The organism is Mesorhizobium waitakense, assembly GCF_056431085.1.
Window position 1 is genome coordinate 1 of sequence record NZ_JBWKME010000163.1, and the last position, 23,822, is coordinate 23,822.

The 23,822-nt window shown below is 63.6% G+C and carries 20 protein-coding genes; 12 read left to right on the forward strand and 8 right to left on the reverse strand.

Annotation, left to right across the window (positions count from 1 at the left end; translation table 11 throughout):
* Together AC07FD_RS31230 and AC07FD_RS31235 are read left to right on the forward strand one after the other, a co-directional pair.
* A partial coding sequence (locus AC07FD_RS31230; RefSeq protein WP_478352978.1) for a PfkB family carbohydrate kinase occupies positions 1–243 on the forward strand: 243 nt, incomplete at its 5' end.
* Between the two features lie 335 nt (positions 244–578).
* Complete coding sequence (locus tag AC07FD_RS31235) at positions 579–1,292, forward strand: antitoxin Xre/MbcA/ParS-like domain-containing protein (RefSeq protein ID WP_478352979.1); 714 nt, start codon at positions 579–581, stop codon at positions 1,290–1,292.
* A gap of 31 nt (positions 1,293–1,323) precedes the next feature.
* Here AC07FD_RS31235 and AC07FD_RS31240 read toward each other — a convergent pair whose 3' ends face one another.
* Together AC07FD_RS31240 and AC07FD_RS31245 are read right to left on the reverse strand one after the other, a co-directional pair.
* Positions 1,324–2,415 (reverse strand): sensor domain-containing diguanylate cyclase, encoded by a 1,092-nt coding sequence (locus AC07FD_RS31240; RefSeq protein ID WP_478352980.1) that lies wholly within the window; start codon positions 2,413–2,415, stop codon positions 1,324–1,326.
* 244 nt (positions 2,416–2,659) lie between these two features.
* The gene (locus AC07FD_RS31245) at positions 2,660–4,939 is read right to left on the reverse strand and encodes an NADP-dependent malic enzyme (protein WP_478352981.1); all 2,280 of its coding nucleotides are present in this window, start codon (positions 4,937–4,939) and stop codon (positions 2,660–2,662) included.
* A gap of 213 nt (positions 4,940–5,152) precedes the next feature.
* Here AC07FD_RS31245 and mutS point away from each other — a divergent pair, with 213 nt between their 5' ends.
* The gene (gene mutS / locus AC07FD_RS31250) at positions 5,153–7,882 is read left to right on the forward strand and encodes a DNA mismatch repair protein MutS (protein ID WP_478352982.1); all 2,730 of its coding nucleotides are present in this window, start codon (positions 5,153–5,155) and stop codon (positions 7,880–7,882) included.
* Here mutS and AC07FD_RS31255 read toward each other — a convergent pair whose 3' ends face one another.
* The 3 genes from AC07FD_RS31255 to AC07FD_RS31265 all read right to left on the reverse strand — a co-directional run bounded on the left by AC07FD_RS31255 (position 7,883) and on the right by AC07FD_RS31265 (position 11,635).
* On the reverse strand, positions 7,883–8,728 hold the full coding sequence (locus tag AC07FD_RS31255; RefSeq protein ID WP_478352983.1) for an aldo/keto reductase: 846 nt from the start codon (positions 8,726–8,728) through the stop codon (positions 7,883–7,885).
* Positions 8,729–8,817: 89 nt separating this feature from the next.
* Positions 8,818–9,210 (reverse strand): CopM family metallochaperone, encoded by a 393-nt coding sequence (gene copM / locus AC07FD_RS31260; protein ID WP_095082731.1) that lies wholly within the window; start codon positions 9,208–9,210, stop codon positions 8,818–8,820.
* Between the two features lie 43 nt (positions 9,211–9,253).
* Positions 9,254–11,635, reverse strand: a complete 2,382-nt coding sequence (locus AC07FD_RS31265) for a heavy metal translocating P-type ATPase (RefSeq protein WP_478352984.1) — start codon at positions 11,633–11,635, stop codon at positions 9,254–9,256.
* Between the two features lie 199 nt (positions 11,636–11,834).
* On the opposite strand from AC07FD_RS31265, the gene AC07FD_RS31270 reads away from it, so the two are divergent.
* The 6 genes from AC07FD_RS31270 to AC07FD_RS31295 all read left to right on the forward strand — a co-directional run bounded on the left by AC07FD_RS31270 (position 11,835) and on the right by AC07FD_RS31295 (position 19,719).
* Complete coding sequence (locus AC07FD_RS31270; protein ID WP_478352985.1) at positions 11,835–12,686, forward strand: glycosyltransferase family 25 protein; 852 nt, start codon at positions 11,835–11,837, stop codon at positions 12,684–12,686.
* A gap of 33 nt (positions 12,687–12,719) precedes the next feature.
* A complete protein-coding gene (locus AC07FD_RS31275) occupies positions 12,720–15,521 on the forward strand; it encodes a [protein-PII] uridylyltransferase (RefSeq protein ID WP_478352986.1) in 2,802 nt (933 codons plus the stop codon).
* A 46-nt stretch (positions 15,522–15,567) separates the two neighbouring features.
* Entirely contained in the window at positions 15,568–17,175 is a 1,608-nt protein-coding gene (murJ, locus tag AC07FD_RS31280; protein ID WP_478352987.1) for a murein biosynthesis integral membrane protein MurJ, read from the forward strand.
* A gap of 118 nt (positions 17,176–17,293) precedes the next feature.
* The gene (gene trpS, locus AC07FD_RS31285) at positions 17,294–18,361 is read left to right on the forward strand and encodes a tryptophan--tRNA ligase (RefSeq protein WP_477225234.1); all 1,068 of its coding nucleotides are present in this window, start codon (positions 17,294–17,296) and stop codon (positions 18,359–18,361) included.
* Positions 18,362–18,465: 104 nt separating this feature from the next.
* Entirely contained in the window at positions 18,466–18,957 is a 492-nt protein-coding gene (locus AC07FD_RS31290) for a universal stress protein (protein ID WP_477272408.1), read from the forward strand.
* A gap of 192 nt (positions 18,958–19,149) precedes the next feature.
* On the forward strand, positions 19,150–19,719 hold the full coding sequence (locus tag AC07FD_RS31295; protein WP_477218388.1) for a NifU family protein: 570 nt from the start codon (positions 19,150–19,152) through the stop codon (positions 19,717–19,719).
* Between the two features lie 196 nt (positions 19,720–19,915).
* Here the strand turns inward: AC07FD_RS31295 and AC07FD_RS31300 are convergent, their stop codons facing one another.
* Positions 19,916–20,533, reverse strand: a complete 618-nt coding sequence (locus tag AC07FD_RS31300) for a L,D-transpeptidase (RefSeq protein WP_478352988.1) — start codon at positions 20,531–20,533, stop codon at positions 19,916–19,918.
* Between the two features lie 227 nt (positions 20,534–20,760).
* On the opposite strand from AC07FD_RS31300, the gene cueR reads away from it, so the two are divergent.
* Entirely contained in the window at positions 20,761–21,183 is a 423-nt protein-coding gene (gene cueR, locus AC07FD_RS31305) for a Cu(I)-responsive transcriptional regulator (RefSeq protein WP_478352989.1), read from the forward strand.
* Positions 21,184–21,282: 99 nt separating this feature from the next.
* Complete coding sequence (locus AC07FD_RS31310) at positions 21,283–21,774, forward strand: hypothetical protein (protein WP_478352990.1); 492 nt, start codon at positions 21,283–21,285, stop codon at positions 21,772–21,774.
* Positions 21,775–21,800: 26 nt separating this feature from the next.
* Here the strand turns inward: AC07FD_RS31310 and AC07FD_RS31315 are convergent, their stop codons facing one another.
* Together AC07FD_RS31315 and AC07FD_RS31320 are read right to left on the reverse strand one after the other, a co-directional pair.
* Complete coding sequence (locus AC07FD_RS31315; protein WP_478352991.1) at positions 21,801–22,007, reverse strand: hypothetical protein; 207 nt, start codon at positions 22,005–22,007, stop codon at positions 21,801–21,803.
* Between the two features lie 242 nt (positions 22,008–22,249).
* Positions 22,250–22,816 (reverse strand): NADPH-dependent FMN reductase, encoded by a 567-nt coding sequence (locus AC07FD_RS31320; RefSeq protein ID WP_477225231.1) that lies wholly within the window; start codon positions 22,814–22,816, stop codon positions 22,250–22,252.
* A 785-nt stretch (positions 22,817–23,601) separates the two neighbouring features.
* Between AC07FD_RS31320 and AC07FD_RS31325 the strand changes: the two genes are divergently transcribed.
* Positions 23,602–23,822: hypothetical protein (locus AC07FD_RS31325; RefSeq protein ID WP_478352992.1), on the forward strand; the 221-nt coding region annotated here is incomplete at its 3' end.

Sequence of the window (23,822 nt, forward strand, 5' to 3'; positions counted from 1 at the left end):
TCGGTCATCGTGCGCGGCGACGAGACCGTGCTCATCCAGGCGACCGCGATCGAGGAACTGGTCGACACGACAGGCGCCGGCGACCTCTATGCCGCCGGTTTCCTGCACGGCTACACACAAGGCCGCGACCTCAAGGCCTGCGGCGATCTTGGCTCGCTGGCGGCCGGATTGGTGATCCAGCAGATCGGCCCACGCCCGCGCCAGAACCTGCGCCGCGAGGCTGAGCAGGCCGGGTTGCTGTAGGGCTGAAAGCTTGTACCGCAAGTAGCCGGGTCGAACTCCGGCCCTTCGCAGGCTCAGGGCGTTCGAGGCTCGAAAAGCCAAGCATTTGGCTTTTCGTCCGCGACGCGGACCGCCTCTCACCGTCGCGCGGTTGTCATACATCCCTCCTACACGCAATCGAGGCTACCTGGGCTGACATTTCGGTACGCCTGCAGTCAGTTGGGGTGTCATAAAATGCAAGACAGCATGCTGTCGGGCCGCTGCATCTGTTGCCGCCGTGAACTCCGCTCTCCACTCTAGCCGTTCAACAATCGGCCGCAGCTGTGGGAAGAGCGCCCGGCCCAAGAGACAGATGCATGAACAGATTTCAAATCCAGGCAAGCGGCATCAAGCAGGACGACTTCGCGGAGATGGTCGCGGAGGACGTCGAACGTGCGCTTGCCCACTATGACGAGGCCATCAACAGACCCACCATGGTCTCGGTCGGCAAGATCGCCGGCAGCATAGCTTCCGCTGTCACCTTGCTGTCGCCGAAGCATCAGCGTGCCATCGACGCCATCCATGCCGACCTTCCCAGCCTTGCATCGAAATTCGTACGCGCGCTGGCTACGGAAGCCGCGCGCCGCAGCGAGGCGGGCACTGGCGGCGCGACGGGGCTGCCGCCGGCATCCCCCGTGGATATCGATGGATCCGTTTCCTCAGCGCCGCGAGCCGACGACCTCGAATCGATGCTGATCGAGGACTGGGCCGGGCGCGTCGCCGGATCGACTTATCTGGAAGAGAACATGCGCATCGCCCGCTCGACCCTGCATCGCTGGCAAAGGCGGGGTGAGGTCATCGCCCTGCGCAAGGGCGGCCGCAAACATGTCTTCCCGCTGGCGCAGTTCGTCGACGGCAGGCCCGTCGCGGGCATCCATGACGTGCTGTCCCTGATCAGCAATCCCAGGCTGGCCTGGCTGTGGCTGATACGCCCCTCGGCACAGCTCGACGGCCGCATTCCGATCGACCTGCTGCGGCAGGATCTGATCGAGGAGGTCGTCGACGCCGCACGCGTGTTCGCTCCGGGTTGACCGCTTCGGTGCACGCCCTTGATAGACGTGTCTAGGCAATCTTGCGGATTGAGGGACAATGCGCGGACGACGGCTGTTGCGGCGCCATTTCCGTGGCGGTGACCAACCGGTTGCGGCCACTCTTTTTTCCGATGTACATCAGCCGGTCGGCGAGCGCGACCAGTGCTTCGGAATCGGCGGCTTCCGCCGGATACATGGCCACCCCGACGGTGCAGCCGACCTGAATGGCGCCATTCGGCGTGGGAACCTTGATCTGCAACCTTTCCAGGATGCGTTCGGCAACGCGCACGGCCTTCTGCTGCGCCAGATCGGCGGCGCCCGAAAACAGGAAGGCGAACTCGTCGCCGCCGAGCCGAGCGACGAAATCGGCACTGCGCAGGATCGAGCGAAGCTGGCTCGATACGCGCTGCAGCAGCGCATCGCCGGCCTCATGGCCGAGTGTGTCATTGACTTCCTTGAAGCGGTCGAGGTCGATGAACAGAAGACCGGCGGCCTCACCGGTGGCGCCGCAGCGCGCGACCACCGACTTGAGTTCGTTGTGGAACGCACGCCGGTTCGGCAGGTCCGTCAACAGATCGTGGTTGGCCGAATGGTCGCTCTGCTGCTTGGCCAGTTCGATCTCGCGCTTTTGCGCGGATAGCTCCTCGTTGGCGGTCTTGAGATCCAGCAGCAGCTGGGAATTGAGGTCCTCGACAACCTTGCGGTCGCTGATGTCGACGACGAAACCTTCAAGGAATTCGAGTTCGCCGGCGTCATCCCAGACACCGCCGCCGATCTCGCGGACCCAGAGCGGCTCGCCCACCCTCGGCACGATGCGGTAGTCGACGTTCCAGTTGCAGCGCGCTTCGAGCGCGGCGTCGACGGCGGCATAGACCGAGGCGAGGTCGTCCGGGTGGATGGCCGAGACGTAGTCGCGCACGGCGTTGTGCACGAAATCCGTAGGCGGATAGCCGCTGACGGTGAGAACGCCGTCGCTGATGTAGAGCATGGTGTAGGACGCATCGTTGCGGCAGCGGTAGAGATAGCCGTCCATACGGCCGGTGATGCTGAGCAGCGCGTCCAGGCGCTCGTCGTGATAGGCTCCCTGGCCGACCACGGATGCGGGAATCGTATCGTGCTTCACGGCTGCAAATCCATGATTGTCACCACCCCGGTCTGTCCAAGATGCCGCTCTGGCACATCGACGACAGCGCTCTGGTATAACAACCGGATATTATCAATATCTTATGGATGGCGACGATTTCCCGCAAATTCGGCTTGAATCGCGGGATTCCAGCTATTGCAGCCATTCAGGCGGAGTGGCCCGGGCTACCCGGGCCGCGGCCTTGCCTCACTCGAAAGGCGTTCGCGGGGCTTTCGTCCGCTGCTCAAGCCCCCGCCGTATACGCCGCGATCGCCGCCATGTTGACGATGTCTGAATCCTTGGCATTCAGCGAGACGATCTGAACCGGCTTGTTCAGCCCGACCAGCAGCGGGCCGATGACGGTGGAGCCGCCGAGTTCCTGCAGCATCTTGGTCGAGATCGATGCCGAGTGGAAGGCCGGCATGATCAGCACGTTGGCCGGGCCGGTGAGGCGGATGAACGGATACTGCGCCATGGCGCGGGAATTGAGCGCGACGTCGGCGGCCATTTCGCCGTCATATTCGAAATCGACACGCCGCTTGTCGAGGATGCGCACCGCTTCCTGGACGCGCTCGGAGCGTTCGCCCTGCGGATGGCCGAAGGTCGAATAGGCGAGCATGGCGAGCCTCGGCTCGTAGCCCATGCGGCGGGCAAAGCCTGCCGCCTCCTCGGCGATGTCGGCGATCTGCTCGGCGTTCGGCATGTCGTGCACGGCGGTGTCGGCGACCAGCACGGTCCTGCCCCGCGCCAACACGATCGAGACGCCGATGACGCGGTGGCCGGGCTTGGCGTCGATGACGCGGCGGATATCGTCGAGTGCCGTCGAATAGTTGCGGGTTACACCCGTGACGATGCCGTCGGCATCGCCCAGCGCCACCATGCAGGCGGCGAAGTGATTGCGGTCGTTGTTGATCAGGCGCTGGCAGTCGCGAAACAGGAAGCCTTTGCGCTGCATGCGCTCGTAGAGATAGTCGGTGTAGATGCCGTTGCGGCGCGACAGCCGGGCATTGATGATCTCGATGCCCTGCTTGTTGAGGTCGATGCCGGCGTGCTTGGCGTTTTCCTTGATGACGTCGTCGCGGCCGAGCAGGATGGCGGTGCCGAGCCGCTGGTTCACGTAGGAGACGGCGGCGCGCATCACCTGCTCCTCCTCGCCCTCGGCGAAGACGATGCGCTTGGGCTGGCGGCGCACGCGGTCGTAAATGCGCTGCAAGGTCGAGGCGATCGGGTCGCGGCGGGCGGACAGTTCCTGCGCGTAGCGGTCGAGATCGAGGATCGGCTTGCGGGCGACGCCGGAATCCATCGCCGCCTTGGCGACCGCGATCGGGATGGCCGAGATCAGGCGCGGGTCGAACGGCACCGGGATGATGTAGTTGGGGCCGAATTTCGGCCGGTTGCCCTGATAGGCGGCAGCGACGTCGTCGGGCACGTCCTGGCGCGCCAGCGCCGCCAGCGCCTGGGCGGCGGCGATCTTCATGTCGTCGTTGATGGTGGTGGCCCGCACATCCAGCGCGCCACGGAAGATGTAGGGGAAGCCGAGCACGTTGTTGACCTGGTTCGGATAGTCCGAACGCCCGGTCGCCATGATGGCATCGGTGCGGATCTCGGCGACTTCCTCCGGCGTGATTTCCGGGTCGGGATTGGCCATGGCGAAGATGATCGGGTTCTTGGCCATCGACTGCACCATGGCAGTGGTCAGCGCGCCCTTGGCGGAGAGGCCGAGGAAGACGTCGGCACCGTCGAGCGCCTCGGCGAGGCTGCGCGCCTCGGTCTTGACCGCATGTCCCGACTTCCATTGGTTCATGCCTTCGGTACGGCCCTGGAAGACGACGCCCTTGGTGTCGCACAGGATGATGTTGTCAGGCGCGAAGCCCATCGCCTTCATCAGCTCGATGCAGGCGATGCCGGCGGCGCCGGCGCCGTTGCAGACCATCTTCGTCGTCTTCATGTCGCGGCCGGTGATCTCCAGCGCGTTGATCAGGCCGGCGGCCGAGATGATGGCGGTGCCGTGCTGGTCGTCATGGAAGACCGGGATGTCCATCAGCTCGCGCAGCCGCTGCTCGATGATGAAACACTCCGGCGCCTTGATGTCTTCAAGGTTGATGCCGCCGAAGGAGGGGCCGAGGAAGCGCACGCAATTGATGAACTCGTCGGCGTCCTCGGTGTCGACCTCGAGGTCGATGGAATCGACATCGGCGAAGCGCTTGAACAGCACGGCCTTGCCTTCCATGACCGGCTTGGAGGCCAACGCGCCGAGATTGCCGAGGCCAAGGATGGCGGTGCCGTTGGAGATGACGGCGACCATGTTGCCGCGCGTCGTGTAGTCGAAGGCGCGGCTGGGGTCCTCGGCGATGGCCAAAACAGGAACCGCGACGCCCGGCGAATAGGCGAGGCTCAGATCGCGCTGCGTCGCCATCGGCTTGGTGGCGACAACCTCCAGCTTGCCGGGGCGGCCCATGGCGTGGAATTCGAGCGCTTCCTGCGCACTGACGGACGGACCGTTGTTCTCGGTTTTTTTGGCCATGATGCTTTTGATTTCCTCGCCGGTGCAGCACCTCGTTAGGGCGGGTGCTTTGTGAGGTTCCGAATTAAGACCACGCACCGCCGCGTGTAAACCGCCAGTGTTCGGGAATCGCGCCGGTGCTGGCGATTGCGGGCATCTGGCCGTGTCAGTCGTCCCCTGTTTTTTGAGGCGCCGGCATTAAACCGCGCGACCACATCTGCTAGCGTGCCGTGCATGAACATGCATAGCCCGAACGAGCCGGATACCCCCGAGGCGATGGCGCCCCTGCCGGCAGCCGCTGCCGCCGTCACGCCGATGATGGAGCAGTTCATCGAGATCAAGGCGGCGAACCCGGATTCGCTGCTGTTCTACCGGATGGGCGATTTCTACGAGCTGTTCTTCGACGATGCGGAGAAGGCGAGCCGGGCGCTGGGCATCGTCTTGACCAAGCGCGGCAAGCATCAGGGCCACGACATTCCGATGTGCGGGGTGCCGGTGCATGCCGCCGACGACTATCTGCAGAAGCTGATCGGCCAGGGTTTTCGCGTTGCCGTCTGCGAACAGATCGAGGATCCGGCCGAAGCCAAGAAACGCGGCGGCAAATCGGTAGTCCGCCGCGACGTGGTGCGGCTGGTGACGCCGGGCACCATCACCGAGGACAAATTGCTGGCGCCGTCGGAATCGAGCTTCCTGATGGCGTTGGGACGGGTGAAAGGTGGGGCGGACCACTCCTTTGCCTTGGCCTGGATCGACATTTCGACCGGGGCTTTCCGCGTCGCCGAGACCACCGCTGACCGGCTGCTCGCCGACATCTTCCGCGTCGATCCGCGCGAGCTGATCGTTGCCGAGCCGGTGTTCTACGATGCCGAACTGAAACCGGTGTTCGACGTGCTCGGCCGCGTCGCCAACCCGCAGCCGCCCTCGCTGTTCGATTCGGCCTCGGCCACGGGGCGCATCGCCCGCTTCTTCGACGTGGCGACGCCGGACAGCTTTGGGGCGTTCTCGCGCGCCGAACTGTCGGCGATCTCGGGCGCCATCGCCTATGTCGAGAAGACGCAGAAGGCCGAGCGCCCGCCGCTGTCGCGGCCGGAGCGCGAGGAGCAGGGCTCGACCCTGTTCATCGATCCGGCGACGCGCGGCAATCTGGAATTGTTGCGCACGCTGTCGGGCAGCCGCGAAGGTTCGCTGTTCAAGGCGATCGATCGCACGGTGACCGGCGGCGGCGCAAGGCTGCTGGCCGACCGGCTGATGGCGCCGTTGACCGATCCGGCGGCGATCGGCGCCAGGCTGGACTCGGTGTCCTTCTTCCGCTCCGAAACGCGGCTCTGCCAGGCGGTGCGGGCAAGCCTGAAGAGCGTCGCCGACATGCCGCGCGCTCTGTCCCGGCTGGCGCTGAACCGTGGCGGCCCGCGCGACCTCGGCGCACTGCGCGCCGGTTTCGAAGCGGCCGGTGCGATCGCCGGGATCTTCGGTGAGACCGCCCTGCCTCAGGAACTCACGACGGCGCTGGGCGCCATCCATGCGCTGCCCAGGGCGCTTTCCCAGCACCTGACGCAGGCGCTTGGCGATGAACTGCCGCTGCTCAAGCGTGACGGCGGCTTCGTTCGCGGCGGCTACCATGCCGAGCTCGACGAGATGCGGGCGTTGCGCGACGAATCGCGGAAAGTCATCGCCGGGCTGGAGCGCTCGCTGATCGACGAGACCGGCATCCGCTCGCTGAAGATCCGGCACAACAATGTGCTTGGCTATTACATCGAGGTGACGGCCAACCATCATGCGGTGATGACCGGCAGCGACGGCGCCAAGGCGCGCTTCATCCATCGCCAGACCATGGCCAACGCCATGCGCTTTACGACGACCGAACTCGCCGAACTGGAGACCAAGATCGCCAATGCCGCCGACCGGGCGCTCGGCATCGAGCTTGCAGCCTTCGAGGCGCTGACGGCGGAAGCGGTCGGCGAGGCCGAAAAGATCCGCGCCGGCGCCGATGCGCTGGCCGTGCTCGACGTGTCGGCGGCGCTCGCGCTGTTGTCCGAGAGCGAAGCCTGGTGCCGGCCGGTGGTGGATTCGAGCCTTGCCTTCGAAATTTCGGGCGGCCGGCATCCGGTGGTCGAACAGGCGCTGCGGCGCTCCGGCGAAGGGCCGTTCGTCGCCAATGATTGCGACCTGTCGCCGGAGGGCAGCGCCAAGAATGGCGCGATCTGGCTTTTGACCGGCCCCAACATGGGCGGCAAGTCGACGTTCCTGCGGCAGAACGCGCTGATCGCCATCCTGGCGCAAACCGGCTCGTTCGTGCCGGCGGCATCGGCCCATATCGGCGTCGTCGACCGGCTGTTCTCGCGTGTCGGCGCCTCGGACGATCTGGCGCGCGGCCGCTCGACCTTCATGGTCGAGATGGTCGAGACGGCGGCGATCCTCAACCAGGCCGGCGAGCGTGCGCTGGTGATCCTCGACGAGATCGGCCGCGGCACGGCCACTTTCGACGGCCTGTCAATCGCCTGGGCGGCGGTGGAATACCTGCACGAGAAGAACCGCTGCCGGGCGATCTTCGCCACCCATTTCCACGAAATGACGTCGCTCGCCGGCAAGCTGGCGCGGCTGCACAACGTCACCATGCGGGTCAAGGAATGGGAAAACGACGTCGTCTTCCTGCACGAAGTCGGCAAGGGTGCCGCCGACCGCTCCTATGGCGTGCAGGTGGCACGGCTGGCCGGGCTACCAGAAGCAGTGGTCGACCGGGCCAAGGAAGTGCTGCACCAGCTGGAAGAGGGCGAGGTTTCGGGCAAGACCAACCGTCTGGTCGACGACCTGCCACTGTTTTCGGTGGCGGTGAAGCGCGAAGCGCCGAAGCCGGTCAAGAACGATGCTCTGGGCGCCGCACTCGGCGACATCAATCCCGACGAGATGACGCCCCGCGAGGCGCTTGAGGCGCTGTATCGGCTGAAGGGGCTGGCGGGAAAGTAGTCAAATCATCTCCAGACCGCGCTTGCGGGTCGGAGGCGGAAAGGCGCGGTCGAGTTCGGCGATGTCCTGCGGCGTCAGTTCGATGTCGAGCGCTGCAAAATTCTGGCGGACATGCTGCTGGCTGCTGGCCTTGGGAATGGCGATGACACCCTCCTGGTGCATGACCCAGGCCAGGGCAATTTGCGCCGGGGTCGCATCGTGGCGGGCCGCGACGGCGCCAAGCCTGGTATTGCGTGCCAGCGCGCCCTGCTCGACCGGTGAGTAGGCCATCAAGGGGATGCCGCGCTGGCGGCTCCAGGGCGCCAGATCGAATTCGAGGCCACGCCGAACCAGATTGAAGAGCACCTGGTTGGTCTGGACGTTGCCGCCGTCGGGCAAGCCGACCAGTTCTTCCATCTCGTCGGTGTCGAAGTTGCTGACGCCCCAGTGGCGGATCTTGCCCGCCGCTTTCAGCGCCTCGAAGACCGCGACGGTTTCGGCCAGCGGCACGCTGCCCGGCCAATGTAGCAGATAGAGATCGATGCGGTCGGTGCGCAGGCGCTTCAGGCTGTTTTCGCAGGCGCGCTGCACGCCGGCGCGCGAAGCGTTTGACGGCAGCACTTTCGAAACCAGGAACGTTTCGTCGCGGCGCCCGGCGATGGCCTCGGCGACTACCTCCTCGGCACCGCCGCTGGCATACATTTCGGCGGTGTCGATGAGCGTGATGCCAAGGTCGAGGCCGAGCTTGAGGGCGTTGACCTCATCGGCGCGGCGACGGATATCCTCGCCCATTTTCCACGTGCCCTGACCAAGCACCTGAACGGTTTCGCCGGAAGGCAGCGTGGTTGTTCTGATCGTCGATGGCATGGCAGGCTCCAGTTGAGGGCCGGATCGCATCACAGGCTCGGCGGGAAATCCAGAGAGAGTTCTCGCCGAATCCTGGTTTCGCGAAAGGCTTACTCCACCGGATGGGCTGCGAGCCAGCCCTGCATCTGCTTGATCTCGGCTTCCTGCGCGGCGATGACCCCCTCGGCCAGCTTGCGGATCTCCGGGTCCTTGCCGTTGGCAAGCTCGACCTTGGCCATGTCGATGGCGCCCTGATGGTGCGGGATCATGCCACGGACGAAATCGGCATCGGCATTGCCGGTGTATTGCAACGCCATCATGTCGGCATGCATCTTGTCCATCGCCGCCTTGTAGCCTTCGCTCGATGGGCCGGTCGCATCCGTCGACATGGCGCCCATGTCGTGTTTCATCTCTTCGCTCTGCGCCGGAACGCTTTCGAGGAAGACGGCAAGCAGCATTCCGGCAGCCATCAGCAAAAGGACGAGTTTTTTAGCCAAGGTCATTCATGGTCTCCTGTTGAGTGGGTTTCGTATTTGGGGGCTTTGCTCAGAGTTTCAACGCTCTCAGCCGCAATGCGTTGGATATCACCGACACCGAGGACAGGCTCATCGCCGCCGCCGCCAGCATCGGCGACAAAAGCGTGCCGGTGAGCGGATAGAGCACACCGGCGGCGACGGGTACGCCGAGCACGTTGTAGAGGAAGGCGAAGAACAGGTTCTGGCGGATGTTGCGGATCGTCGCCTGGGCGAGCGTACGCGCCCGCACGATGCCGTTGAGGTCGCCCTTGACCAAAGTAATGCCGGCGCTTTCGACGGCGACATCGGCGCCGGTGCCCATGGCAATGCCGACATCGGCGGCGGCAAGGGCGGGGGCGTCGTTGACGCCGTCGCCGGCCATGGCGACGCCTTTGCTCCTGGCACGCAGCTCTTCGACCAGGGCTGCCTTCTGTTCAGGCAGCAGGCCGGCGCGAACCTCATCGATGCCGAGGCTCCTGGCGATCGCTTTTGCCGTGCGCTCATTGTCGCCGGTCGCCATGACGATCCTAAGGCCGCTGTCGTGCAGGGCCCTGATCGCCTCGGCGGTGGTCGCCTTGACCGGATCGGCGACAGCGACGATGCCGGCCAGCTTGTCGCCGACGGCAACGAACATCACGGTCCTGCCTTCAGTCTGCAGCGTTTCGGACCTGGCGGAGACGGACGCGGTGTCGATGCCGAGATCGGTCATCATCGCCGCATTGCCGAGCGCGACCTTCTTTCCCGACACGGTACCGGAAACACCCTTGCCGGTGACTGCCTCGAAGCCGCTGGCATCGGCGATCTCCAGGCCGCGCGTGCCCGCGCCTTCGACGATGGCTTCGGCCAGCGGATGCTCCGAGCCTTTTTCCAAGCCGGCGGCAAGTGCCAGCAATTCGTCTTCCGAAAAGCCGTTTGCCGCAACGACATCGGTCAGTTTCGGCCGGCCTTCGGTCAGCGTACCCGTCTTGTCGACGATCAGCGTGTCGACGGAGGCGAAGCGTTCCAGTGCGGCGGCTTCCTTGATCAGCACGCCGGCATGGGCGCCGCGCCCGGTGGCGGTCATGATCGACATCGGCGTGGCGAGGCCGAGTGCACAGGGGCAAGCGATGATCAGCACCGACACCGCCGAGACGATGGCGAAGATCAGGCTGGGCTCGGGGCCGAGAACAGCCCAGGCGATGAAAGCTGCGATCGCGACCAGCACCACAGCCGGGACAAAGTAGAAGGAACCGCGATCGGCCAGCCCCTGGATCGGGGCGCGCGAGCGCTGCGCCTTGGCGACGAGTTCGACGATCCGCGCCAACGTGGTCTCGGCGCCGATCCGCTCCGCGCGCAGGATCAGCGAGCCGTTCTTGTTGAGCGTGCCGGCGGTGAGGGTATCGCCTTCGGCCTTCTCGACCGGCAATGCTTCGCCTGTGATCATCGATTCGTCGACGGAGGAACGTCCTTCCAGAACGCTGCCGTCGACCGGCACGGCGTCACCGGGGCGGATGCGCAGGCGATCACCCGCCTTGACCGCGTCGAGCGGCACGTCGCTTTCGGAACCGTCGGCACCGATCAGCCGCGCGGTCTTCGGCGCGAGATCAAGCAGGGCGCGGATTGCCGACCCGGTCTTTTCACGGGCGCGCAGTTCCAGCACCTGGCCGAGGAAGACCAGTGCGACGATGACGGCGGCGGCCTCGAAATAGACCGGCACCGCACCGCCATGGCCGCGGAACTGATGCGGAAAGATGTCCGGAAACAGCGTGGCTGCGACGCTGTAGAGATAGGCCGCGCCGACGCCGAGCGAGATCAGCGTCCACATGTTGGGGCTGCGGTTGACGAGCGAATCCCAGCCGCGATGGAAGAAGGGCAGCGCCGCCCACAACACGACGGGGCTGGCCAATGCCAGTTCCAGCCAGACCATCGTGCGTTCGTCGACAAAGGCCTGGAACGTCAGGCCGAGCATCGGCGCCATGGCGACGATCAGCAACGGCACCGACAGCGCGGCACTGACCCAGAATCGCCTGGTGAAATCGACCAGCTCGGGATTTGGCCCCTCGTCGCCAGCGGGCACGCCCATCGGCTCCAGCGCCATGCCGCATATCGGACAGGAGCCGGGCTTGTCGCGAATGATCTCAGGATGCATCGGGCAGGTGTATTGCGTGCCCTTGGGCATCGGCTGCGGTGCAGCCTTGTCGCCGAGATATTTTTGGTCGCCGAGATATTTTTGCGGTTCCGCTTCGAACTTCGCCTTGCAGCCGGCGGAGCAGAAGTAGAAGTCCTGACCTTCATGATGGACGACGTGCTTGGCTGTCGCAGGGTCGGCGGTCATGCCACAGACAGGATCCCGCACCACGGCCGCCTCCCCGGCCGCGGCTTTCGCCGCGCAGCAGCCGTCATGGGTGTGATGATGATGGTCTGGATGCGTCATTCAAAATGCCTCATGCCTCGTCTTTGTGCGGAGGTAGTGCTTCCAGTAACTGGAAGGTCAAGGGCAAAATTTCTTTTTCCTTATGCCGTCGCCGGCGCCGGGCCACCATTAAAGAAAGTCGGATGCGCGGCGGCTTCTTGTGTTATGGACCCGCCGATTGACAATCCAAACGCATCCAAATGCATCGATTCCATTTCCGATGAAGTGCCTGGTTATAAACCTCGACCGGTCCCAGGACCGGCTTGCGCATATGACGTCGGAGTTTGCCCGCATCGGCATTGACTTCGAACGCGTCGCGGCGGTCGACGCCCAGGACCGATCCGACCTCCCGCAAACACCGATGCGGCTCAATCCGCTGACGCAGTTGCATCTGACCAACACCGAGATCGCCTGTTTCCTCAGCCACAAGGCCTGCTGGGCAAGGATCGCCGATGGCGATGATGCCTATGGCGTCGTTTTTGAAGACGATGTCGTGTTTTCGGAAAATGCCGGCGCGATGCTTGCCGAGGCCAGTTGGATCCCGGCCGATGCCGAGATCGTCAAGCTGGAGACATTCTTCAAGAAGACCAGGCTCGCATGGCGGCGCTCTCCGGCCGGCCACGGCTTTTCCACGTCCAGACTGCACGGAGCTCACGTCGGCGCGGCCGGCTACATACTTTCGAGGCAAGCGGCGCGCGATCTCATCGACGGCACCGCAGAGCTCAGCAGTCCCGTCGATCAGGTCATCTTCAATCCAAGATTCGCTCCGTCACCCGGCAAGGCGATCTATCAGCTGATTCCGGCCCTGTGCGCGCAGGAGCGCTTCTTGCGGACCGCCGCACTGCCGAGCCTGCTTCTCGAGGAACGACGGGACCAGTGGCTTGCCGGCATCCAATCCGGATCGCGCACTACCAAGACGCTGCCGATGAGAATCGCGGCTGAGGCCAGGAAGTTGCTGGGAAGGATCGTCGACCTCTGCCTCCTGAAGCAGAGACACAGGCTCATAGCGTTCTATCGCCACGGCAAACGTGTCCGTCCTGCCCATACCCACAACCGCGAAAAGGCGCTATAGACGCCGCCGAAAAGGCGAGGCCAACCGGTACATATGGCGAAAATCTCCCTGAAGCTCGACGAACTGATCGACGGCGAAGCCTTGCGCCGCGAGATGACGGCGCTGACAGCGGCCACCTCTGGGGACGGCTCCGGACAGGCCGCGCGCAGCGGCGTGCTTCAACTTCTCAAGGGGCGGTTGGCGGACGGACGCGCCATTGCCGAACGCATGCTCAGGGACGACGGCGGCGGCCGTGCCTGTGCGGCGCGTCTGTCGCATCTCATGGACGAGATCATCCGGGCGCTTTACGATTTCGCCGTCACGCATGTCTACCGGGTCAAGAATCCATCCTCGGCGGAGCGCATGGCCGTCGTCGCGGTCGGCGGCTATGGCCGCGGCACGCTGGCGCCTGGCTCCGACATCGACCTCCTGTTCCTGTTGCCCTACAAGCAGACGCCATGGGGAGAGCAGACCGTCGAATACATGCTCTACATGCTGTGGGATCTGGGCTTGAAGGTTGGCCACGCCACCCGCAACATCGACGAATGCCTGCGTCTGTCGCGCACCGACGTCACCATCCGGACCTCGATCCTCGAGGCGCGTTTCCTGTGGGGCGAGCTCAAGCTCTATGACGAGCTGATGCTGCGCTTCGACCATGAGGTGGTGCGCACGACCGGCCCCGAATATGTCCAGGCCAAGCTTGCCGAACGCGACGATCGCCATGCCAAGGCCGGCGAAAGCCGCTATCTCGTCGAGCCCAACGTCAAGGACGGCAAGGGCGGTCTGCGCGACCTGCAGACGCTGTTCTGGATCGGCAAGTATTTCTACCGCGTGCGCACAGGCGAGGAGCTGGTCGACAAGGGCGTCTTCACCGAGGGCGAATATCGCGAGTTCCAGAAGGCCGAGGATTTCCTGTGGGCGGTGCGCTGCCACATGCACTTCCTCACCGGCAAGGCCGAGGAGCGGCTGCATTTCGACATCCAGCGCGAGATAGCCGAGCGGCTCGGCTACACCAGCCATCCCGGCCTGTCGGCGGTCGAGCGCTTCATGAAGCACTACTTCCTCGTCGCCAAGGATGTCGGCGACCTGACCCGCATCTTCTGCGCAGCGCTCGAGGAAGAGCAGGCCAAGCACGTGCCGGGCTTCAACCGCATCTTCCTCACCTTCTCGCGGCGCAAGCGCAAGCTCGCCGGCACCTCGGACTTCATTGTCGACAACCACCGCATCAACATCGCCGACGACCAGGTGTTCGAGCGCGATCCGGTCAATCTCTTGCGGTTGTTCTGGTTCGCCGACAAGCACGGTCTGGAGTTCCATCCCGATGCGCTGAAACTGCTGACCCGCTCGCTCGGCCTAGTCAACAAGTCGCTGCGGCGCGACGAGGAGGCCAACCGGCTGTTCCTCGACATCCTGACCTCCGACCGCAATGCCGAACTCAATCTGCGGCGCATGAACGAGGCCGGGCTGCTCGGCAAACTGATCCCGGATTTCGGCAAGATCGTCGCCATGATGCAGTTCTCGATGTACCACCACTATACGGTGGACGAGCACCTGATCCGCTGCATCGGCGTGCTGGCCGAGATCGAGCGCGGCGACGGCGAGAAGGTCCATCCCCTCTCCCACACGCTCATGCCGGGCCTGAAGAAGAGCCGTGAGGCGCTCTATGTCGCCGTGCTGCTGCACGACATCGCCAAAGGCAGGCCGGAGGATCATTCCGAGGCTGGGGCCAGGATCGCCCGGCGCATCTGCCCGCATATGGGGCTGTCACCAGCCGATACCGAAACGGTGGCCTGGCTGGTCGAGAACCACCTCGTAATGTCGATGACGGCGCAGACCCGAGACCTCAACGACCGCAAGACCATCGAGGATTTCGCCGCGATCGTGCAATCGGTTGAGCGGCTCAAGCTGCTTTTGATCCTCACCGTCTGCGACATCAGGGGCGTCGGACCTGGCGTGTGGAACGGCTGGAAGGGCCAGCTGCTGCGCACGCTCTATTACGAGACCGAATTGCTTTTGACGGGCGGCTTTTCGGAAGTGTCGCGCGCGCAGCGGACGGCGGCGGCGCGCGAGCGTCTGGCCGAGGCGCTCGCCAACTGGTCGGACAAGGCCCGCAAGCGCTATGTCGCCCTGCACTACGAGAATTACCTTTTGACCGTCGATCTCGCCGATCAGCTGCGCGATGCCGAGTTCATCCGCGAAGCGGACGCTTCGGGCAACAAGCTCGCCACAATGGTCAAGACCCACCAGTTCGAGGCAGTGACCGAAATCACCGTGCTGGCGCAGGACCATCCCCGCCTGCTCTCGGTCATCGCCGGGGCCTGCGCCGGAGCCGGCGGCAACATCGTCGACGCGCAGATCTTCACCACGTCGGACGGCCGCGCCCTCGACACCATCCTGATCTCGAGGGAATTCGACCGCGACGAGGACGAGCGCCGGCGTGCCGAGCGCGTCGGCCGGCTGATCGAGGACGTGCTGTCGGGCAAGAGCTGGCTGCCGGAGATGATCGAGAAGCGGACCAAGCCGCGGCGCGGCGCCAAGGTGTTCAAGATCCCGCCGCGCGCCGAAATCCGCAACGCACTGTCGAACCGTTTTTCGGTCATCGAGGTCGAGGGGCTGGATCGGCCGGGCCTGCTGTCGGAGATCACCGGAACGCTATCCGACCTGTCGCTCGACATCGCATCGGCCCACATCACCACCTTCGGCGAAAAGGTCATCGACACCTTCTACGTCACCGACCTCACCGGCCAGAAGATCGACAACCCTGCCCGCATCGCCACCATCCGCAACCGGCTGATGGCGGCGCTTGAAGGCGTCGCGCCCGAGCGTGGCGGCAAGACCAAGGCCGCCGCCGAGTGACAGCGACCATCACTTTGTCCCAATTCCGCAGGCAGTTCCCAAAACCATGAGCCTCGTCAAGAAATTCGCAACGGTCGCTTCCGGCACGCTGATGAGCCGCGCGCTCGGCTTCGGGCGCGAGATGCTGATGGCGGCAGCGTTGGGCACCGGACCGGTCGCCGACGCCTTCAACGCCGCCTTCCAGTTTCCCAACACCTTTCGCCGGCTGTTCGCCGAGGGCGCCTTCAACGCCGCGTTCGTGCCGCTGTTCGCCAAGGAGATCGAGACACACGGCACCGAAGGCGCCAAGCGCTTCTCGGAGGAAGTGTTCGGCGTCTTGTTCACGGCGCTGCTGGCGCTGACCATCGTCATGGAATTGTCGATGCCGCTGATCGTGCGCTACCTGGTGGCGCCGGGTTTTGCCGGCACGCCGGGGAAATTCGACACCACGGTGACGCTGGCGACGATCATGTTCCCCTACCTGATCTGCATGTCGCTGGGCGCCATGATGGCGGGCATGCTGAATTCACTGCGCCGCTATTTCGCGGCGGCGGTGGCGCCGGTGTTTCTCAACATCATCCTGATCGGCGTGCTCGCCTATGCCTGGTACAAGGGCTCGGATGCCCTCACTGTCGGCTTTTCCCTGTCCTGGGGCGTGCTGGCCGCCGGACTGGTGCAACTGGCGATCGTCTGGGTGGCGGTGCGCCATGCTGGCATCTCGATCGGCTTCCGCCGTCCGAAAATGACGCCCGCGGTCAAGCGGCTGCTGATCCTGGCGCTGCCGGCGGCGATCACCGGCGGCATCACCCAGATCAACCAACTGATCGGCACGGCGATCGCCTCGGCGCAGAACAGCGCGGTGTCCTCGCTCGCCTATGCCGACCGCATCTACCAGTTGCCGCTCGGCGTGGTCGGCGTCGCGGTCGCGATCGTGCTGTTGCCCGAACTGTCGCGGGCGCTGAAGTCGGGCAACCTGATCGAGGCGGCCAATCTGCAGAACCGCTCGGTCGAGTTCACGCTGTTCCTCACCTTGCCAGCAGCCGCGGCACTGTGGGTGATGTCGGAGCCGATCGTGCGGCTGGTCTATGAGCGCGGCGCCTTTGCCGCCAACAACTCGACGCCGACGGTGGCGGCGATCCTGGCGATCTTCGGCCTCGGCCTGCCGGCCTTCGTGCTGATCAAGGCGTTCACCCCCGGCTATTTCGCCCGCGAGGATACGCGCACGCCGATGATGTTCGCCGCCATCTCGGTGGCGGTGAACGTCACCACGGCGCTGACGCTGTTTCCGGAAATGGGCGCGCCCGGCATCGCCGTCGCCTCGGCGGTCGCCGGCTGGGTCAACGCGCTGATGCTGCTCGGCGTCTTGATCCGGCGTGGCCATTGGGGCCGCGATGTGCCGCTGATGAAGCGCATTCCGCGGCTGGTGCTGTCGGCGATCGTGATGGGGGCGGCACTTTATTTTGCCGAACACTGGTTCGCCGTCAGGCTCGGCCGGGGTGCGCCGCTGGTCGTCAAGGCGACGACGCTTCTGGCGCTCGTCGCCGGCGGGGCGCTGCTCTACTTCATCACCGCCTTTGCCACCGGCGGCGCCGATTTCGGCATGATCCGGCGCAACGTCAAGCGTGGATCGGGGAAAGCGGCGCCACCGGTGGCGAAGACCGACCCGGACGCGTAGACCGGTTAACTCGACAGCAAAACCGGTCTTGATCGGATCGTCGTGTTCGTCCATAAGCGCGCCGTCGCAAGACTTTCGCCGCGCGCGAAACGGCCCTCCACAAGCCAAGGGATCAACCATGACCGCCTTCAAGCCACTCGTCTTTTCCGGCGTCCAGCCGACCGGCAATCTACATCTCGGCAACTATCTCGGCGCCATCAAGAAATTCGTCGCCCTGCAGGAAACCTCCGACTGCATCTATTGCGTCGTCGACCTGCATTCGCTGACGGCACAGCTCGTCTATGACGACCTCGCCGACCAGACGCGGTCGATCACCGCGGCGTTCCTGGCCTCGGGCATCGACCCGAAGAAGCACATCGTCTTCAACCAGTCGCGGGTCATGCAGCATGCAGAACTCGCCTGGATCTTCAATTGCGTGGCGCGCATCGGCTGGATGAACCGCATGACGCAGTTCAAGGACAAGGCCGGCAAGGACCGCGAGAACGCTTCGCTCGGCCTGCTTGCCTATCCGAGTCTGATGGCTGCCGACATTCTGCTCTATCGCGCCACGCACGTCCCGGTGGGCGAGGACCAGAAGCAGCACCTGGAGCTGACCCGCGACATCGCGCAAAAATTCAACAACGACTTTTCCGACCGCATCGCAGCCCTTGGCGTCGGCGTCGAGATGCAGGTCGGCGAGGAGACCGTGAACGGCTATTTCCCACTGACCGAGCCGGTGATCGGCGGGCCGGCGGCGCGCATCATGTCACTGCGCGACGGCTCGAAGAAGATGTCGAAGTCGGATCCGTCGGACCTGTCGCGCATCAACCTGACCGACGATGCCGATGCGATCTCGAAGAAGATCCGCAAGGCCAAGACCGACCCTGAAGCGTTGCCGAGCGAGCTGGACGGTCTGGCCAGCCGGCCCGAGGCGGAAAACCTGGTCGGCATCTATGCTGGTCTTGCCGATATGTCGAAGGCAGACGTGCTGAAAGAGTTCGCCGGCCAGCAGTTTTCGGTGTTCAAGCCGGCGCTGGCCGACCTTGCGGTGGAGAAGCTGGCGCCGATCGCCAGCGAGATGCGCCGCATTTCTGATGACCGCGCCTATGTCGACGCGGTGCTGAGGGATGGCGGCGAGCGCGCCGGTGTGCTCGCAGAGGCAACGATGAAAACCGTGCGCGACATCATCGGGCTGCTGCAGAGCTGATCCCAACATCGGGTGCACTGCACCACACTGGCATAAGGCCGGCGGCTTGCCGCCGGTCTGCGGCAGTGGCAGATTGCGGCCGCAATAACACCGAGTACGTAGACATGGTCTCCAAACGCCTCAGCCGCGAAGCCGGCCATCGCCGCAAGTTCCTGGCGATCATCGACGACACGCCGGAATGCGAGCGCGCCGTCGCCTACGCCTCGAAGCGGGCGCAGAGTACCAGCGGCATGCTGGTGCTGCTCTATGTGATCGAGCCGGACGATTTCCAGCACTGGCTGGGTGTCGAGAAGATCATGCGCGAGGAGGCGAACGCCACGGCGCGCGCCGCGCTCGACGGTTATGCCAACAAGGTGCGCCAGAAGCTCGGCATCGAGCCGGAGATGGTGGTGCGCGAAGGCAAGCCGACCGAAGAGATCCACAAGCTGATCGAGGAAGACCAGGACATCGCCATCCTGGTGCTGGCCGCCGGCGCCGGCAAGGAAGGTCCCGGACCGTTGGTCGGCGCCGTGGCCGGCAAGGGTGCCGCCTTCCCGATCCCGGTGACCGTGGTGCCGCAGAACCTGTCGGACGAGGAGATCGACAGCCTCGCCTGAGATGTGCTGGTATTCAGGTGAGGCCGGCCTGCAAACGGCTAGACCTGAATCGCACCTCAAAGCGCATCGCAGGTCGCAAAAACATTCCGCCAGCCAGCCGTTCCGGCGATGCGTTTCGCTTGAATGTCCAGCCAATAGAGCCTATTTAGAACTCTTCCAAACTGGTTGCCCGAAATGGGCACGGAGACGGCCATGTTCATCCAGACAGAATCGACGCCAAATCCGGCGACGCTGAAATTCCTGCCCGGCAAGGAAGTGCTTCTGGAAGGCACCGCCGATTTCCGCGATGCCGACAGCGCCGCCACCGCCTCGCCGCTGGCTGGCCGGTTGTTCGAGATTCCCGGCGTTACCGGTGTTTTCTTCGGCTACGATTTCATCACCGTGACCAAGGACGGCCCCGACTGGCAGCATCTGAAGCCGGCGATTCTCGGCGCCATCATGGAGCATTTCATGTCCGGCGCGCCGGTCATGGCCAAGGCCGGTCCCGCCGCCGAGACCAGCCTGACCGGTGAGTTCTACGACAAGGCCGACGAGGAACTCGTCATCACCATCAAGGAACTGCTCGACACGCGGGTGCGCCCGGCGGTCGCCCAGGATGGCGGCGACATCACCTTCCGCGGCTTCGAGAACGGCACGGTGTTCCTGCACATGAAGGGGGCCTGCGCCGGCTGCCCGTCATCGACGGCGACGCTGAAGCACGGCATCCAGAATCTGCTGCGCCACTTCGTGCCGGAAGTGCAGCAGGTCGAGCAGGTTTCCTGATCGGCCCGCTGGCCGCTTTGCCGGCAAACAGACTCGATAAAGCGCAAAAAACGGGCGCAAAAAACAAAAAACCGGGCCGAATTGCCCGGTTTTCTGTTTGGGACGTCCGTTGTTGCCTAGACGGTCCGCGCATGAATGGCGTCTGTATCTGACCATGATTTTGCCGAAAACCGGTACGGGTTTTCGGGATCATGGTCTAAAGAACAATGACCTTGGCGCCCACCGAAGTGCGGTCATAAAGGTCGATAATGTCCTGGTTCATCAGGCGGATGCAGCCTGACGACATTGCCTTGCCGATCGAATTCCATTCCGGGCTGCCATGCAGGCGATAGCCCGAGTCACCGCCCTTGTTGAACAGGTACATGGCGCGGGCGCCGAGCGGGTTCTTCAGGCCCGGCTCCATGCCACCGGCGAACTTGGCCAGTTCCGGCTGGCGGTGGATCATCTGCGAAGGCGGCGTCCAGGTCGGCCATTCGCGCTTCAGCGCAATATGGGCGGTGCCGTGCCATTCGAAGCCCTCGCGGCCGACGCCGATGCCGTAGCGGATTGCCCTGCCGTCACCCTCGATGAAATAGAGAAACTTGTTCTGCGTATCGACGATGATGGTGCCCGGCCTTTCCGAGCTGTCGTAGTTCACCTCTTGCCGATGATACCTCATCGGCACCTTCTCGATCGGGACGCGCGGCAGCTGGTAACCGGCATCGGTCACCGCACCATAGTCGTTGGAGAAAATCTGCATGCCGATGCTGCTGCAACCGGCGATAGCAGTGGAAAGCGCCAGTGCGGCGACGATTGCAAACGACTTCATGCGCATAAGATGATCCGGTGCCCCGCCCCAACGTCAGCGGCACGAGTCGACCGCTTTCTCACCATCATTCATGCTGGCATTTTCTTTGCTTGCCAAGCACGCGATGCCTATATGCAGGGACTTACGTGCTGGTAGGCGCATTACTATGGCATTTCGGCAACAGGCCTCACAGGATTGTGAAGGAAAATCAATGGCCCCGTCCGTAAGCTCCTTAAAAATCAAGGAAAATCGTCATGAATGTCGGTGACGCCGCCCACCATTCAGGCCTGCCGGCCAAAACCATCCGCTACTATGAAGAGATCGGCCTGATCGCCCCTGCGCGCGCCGCCAACGGCTACCGCGACTATTCCGGCGACGACATCCACCGGCTGGCCTTTCTGCGCCGCGCGCGCAGCCTCGGCTTTTCCATCGACGATTGCCGCCAGTTGATGGCGCTCTACAAGGATCGAGGCCGCGCCAGCCACGACGTGCGCGAGATCGCCGCCGCCCATGTGAGGGCGATCGAGGAAAAGGTACGCGAATTGCAGTCGATGCGTTCGACCCTGCAGACGCTGATCCACGCCTGCCACGGCGACGACCGGCCGGACTGCCCGATCCTGGATGATATGGCGGGGGTTGCGGTGCCCAGCGGCAAGGATGCTTCGACGGCCGCATAGGCGCTACGCGTCCAGCGGGAGCATCATTTGGAAACCAGGAGGATTTGCCGTAATATTAGCCGGGGCTAATGCACATCTGCTTGGTCGGAAGGGACCTGAGTGGGGAAGTTCCTGGCAGGCCTGTTGGCCGCGACGCTGGTCGCGTCGGCAGGACGATGCTGGTCGAAGGACAAGCCTTACAAGCCGATCTTCGAAGTAAAAGTAAGAATGGCCAGCGCCCTGCGGTATTCCGACATCCTGAGCCAGGAATGCATGCACGGGCGGCGGTATCCGCAGAACAAAATCAAGAACGGCTTCAAAAGGCACTACGAGGAAATGCGACTGCAGTTGGTCGCGGAAGGGTACACCATCGTGCCAGATGTCACCGGGAACGTCTCACCCCAGACACTGTCCGAGATGGAATTCGACGCCAACGGCGGCGTGGGATCGCGCCCCAATTTGGCTGTTTTCGAGCATACTGGCTGGATGATTGAGGACTGCTTCTCAATGATCGATAGCGTGGTCTGTCAGACGTCCGAGCGCGCCATCCTGATGCGGGGCGGCGTGCAGCAGCTTTTGATGGAGATGGGCGGCTGGGCATCCCCAAGATAGCCCCAGCCGCACCGCCATCCGGCGTATCAAGTCGGTTCGCGCGGACGATCTCTTTGTTTTTTGAGGAACTGATTGGCGTGTTCCGCCCAATCATCCGCTGTGATCTTATGTTCCTGAACAGACTTTCCAAAGGCCTCGCGCAGAGCGTCAAGGTCGAAGGCCCACAGCTGTTCGCCTTCGTTGCTGTTCGATGTCGCGTCACCCGTCCCCATGGAAGTGACGATAAGCTCCACAAGTTCAGGCTTTCAAGGACCGATGCCTGACTTCTTTTGGGTGCATCCGGGTTAGATCATAAGATCGGCGTTCTCTCTCATTGGACGCCCCCTAGCTTAGCGGTTGTGCTTCATACCAGCGGGCCAACCAATCCAGAACGTCCATCCAGATAAGCTACCGGACCGGTATCGGCATGGAAAGGAGGGCATTCTCCAATCTATGGATTCGCAGCCTAGGGCTTCTGGCCGCCGTGTCCTGTGACCTATGTGGCCAGGGCGGTATAGACCCGAGTGATGAAGCCGTGGAATTGCATCATGTAGTCGCGCAGGAACTCCTCGGTCCCGGCGTCGGTGACCTCGCCTTCATCGGTGATCAGGCCGGGTTTGAACTGGATGTAAGCCTCGATCGAGTTCATCTGCGGGGAGTTGCAGAAGCCAAGAACGCCGCGAAGGCTTTGCTGCGCCAGCGCGGTGCCGATCGAACCCGGCGAGGTGCCGATGACCGCCGATGGTTTTCGGGTGAACGAGTTATGGCCGTAGGGTCGGCTCGCCCAGTCGATCGCGTTCTTGAGCCCACCTGGGATTGAGCGGTTGTATTCCGGCGTGACGAACAACACGGCTTCGATCCCGGCGAGCGCTTCCTTGAATGCCTTTGCCGGCGGAGGGAAATCAGCGTCGTAGTCGTAGCTGTACAGCGGCAGGTCCTTGAACGGGATCTCGGCCATCGAGAGTTCGGCTGGTGCCAAGTTTACGAGCGCCTTGGCCAGCTTCCGGTTGATTGAGCCCTTGGCGAGGCTGCCAATGAGATAACCGACTTTGTACGCGGTCATGGGAATGCCTCCTCGGGAGAAAGCCAGTATGCGGCTGGCAGCGCAGTCCTGAAGGGTACACCCCAAGGCCGATCAATGCACGCGTATCGTGGGTAGCGACGGCCCTACGGCTGGGCAGGGCGTGTCTGGGACTTCAGTCTTAGTTGAGCTTCCGCTAATGTGCCTATAGCTTGGGCAGTGCGGGGGACGATCCCAAAAGCCTGATCCCGCAGTGGCCGGTGCGGCCTACCCCAACACCAAGCACCCCGACCGTACCGGCCACTCCCATAGGGCCGGGGGGAATTGGCTAGGCCGACATTTATCGTAGATCCAAAAGAAATCGACCCAACACAGGATCGGCAGGCGGTGTTACAGTCTGACCTAGGGTTGTGTCATGGCGTTGAAGATGCCAGCGCCAACCATCGCACATAAGGTTGCGGCCCCAAGCCCTCCCACAATGATGCACCACCAGGCGCGGCCATTCCCCCGAAGCATGGGATTCATTTTTATCATCCGTCGCGCCAGAAGCCCCTGGTAAAGCGCATAAGAAGACCCGAAACCGGCGAGCCAAACAACGGAAAATACGACGCCCCGCGTGAGCATCCTATTGAGCCTGGTCTGCTCGACCGTCAAACTTGCATTCTCAGTAACCACAGCTCCCTCCCCAGTCTAGGAACTGCATGCATAACGCGAGCGGCCCGCCTTGTGGAAGGCGAGTTTGTAGCGGTCGCACAGACCGCGTGTTAAAGAAGGTGGCAAAGTCGCCGCCGCAGAAGGACGGCATGAAACCCAAGGCTGGCGACTAGATGGACCTCCAAGTCCTTAGGAATGAGTTCGAAGCGGGAGACGGGTCGTTTCTAATTACCATCCGTCCCAACATGATCTGGGATGTTCAAGCGTTCGACCGGCTGTCCAAGGCCATGGAAGACTATTGTCGGGCTCACGATGGAAGTCAGACGTTGGAGCGCTGGGTGGCTGAAGATCCTATGGGGATGGAAGGCGACCAGCGCTCTGCCAGAGTGAAGTC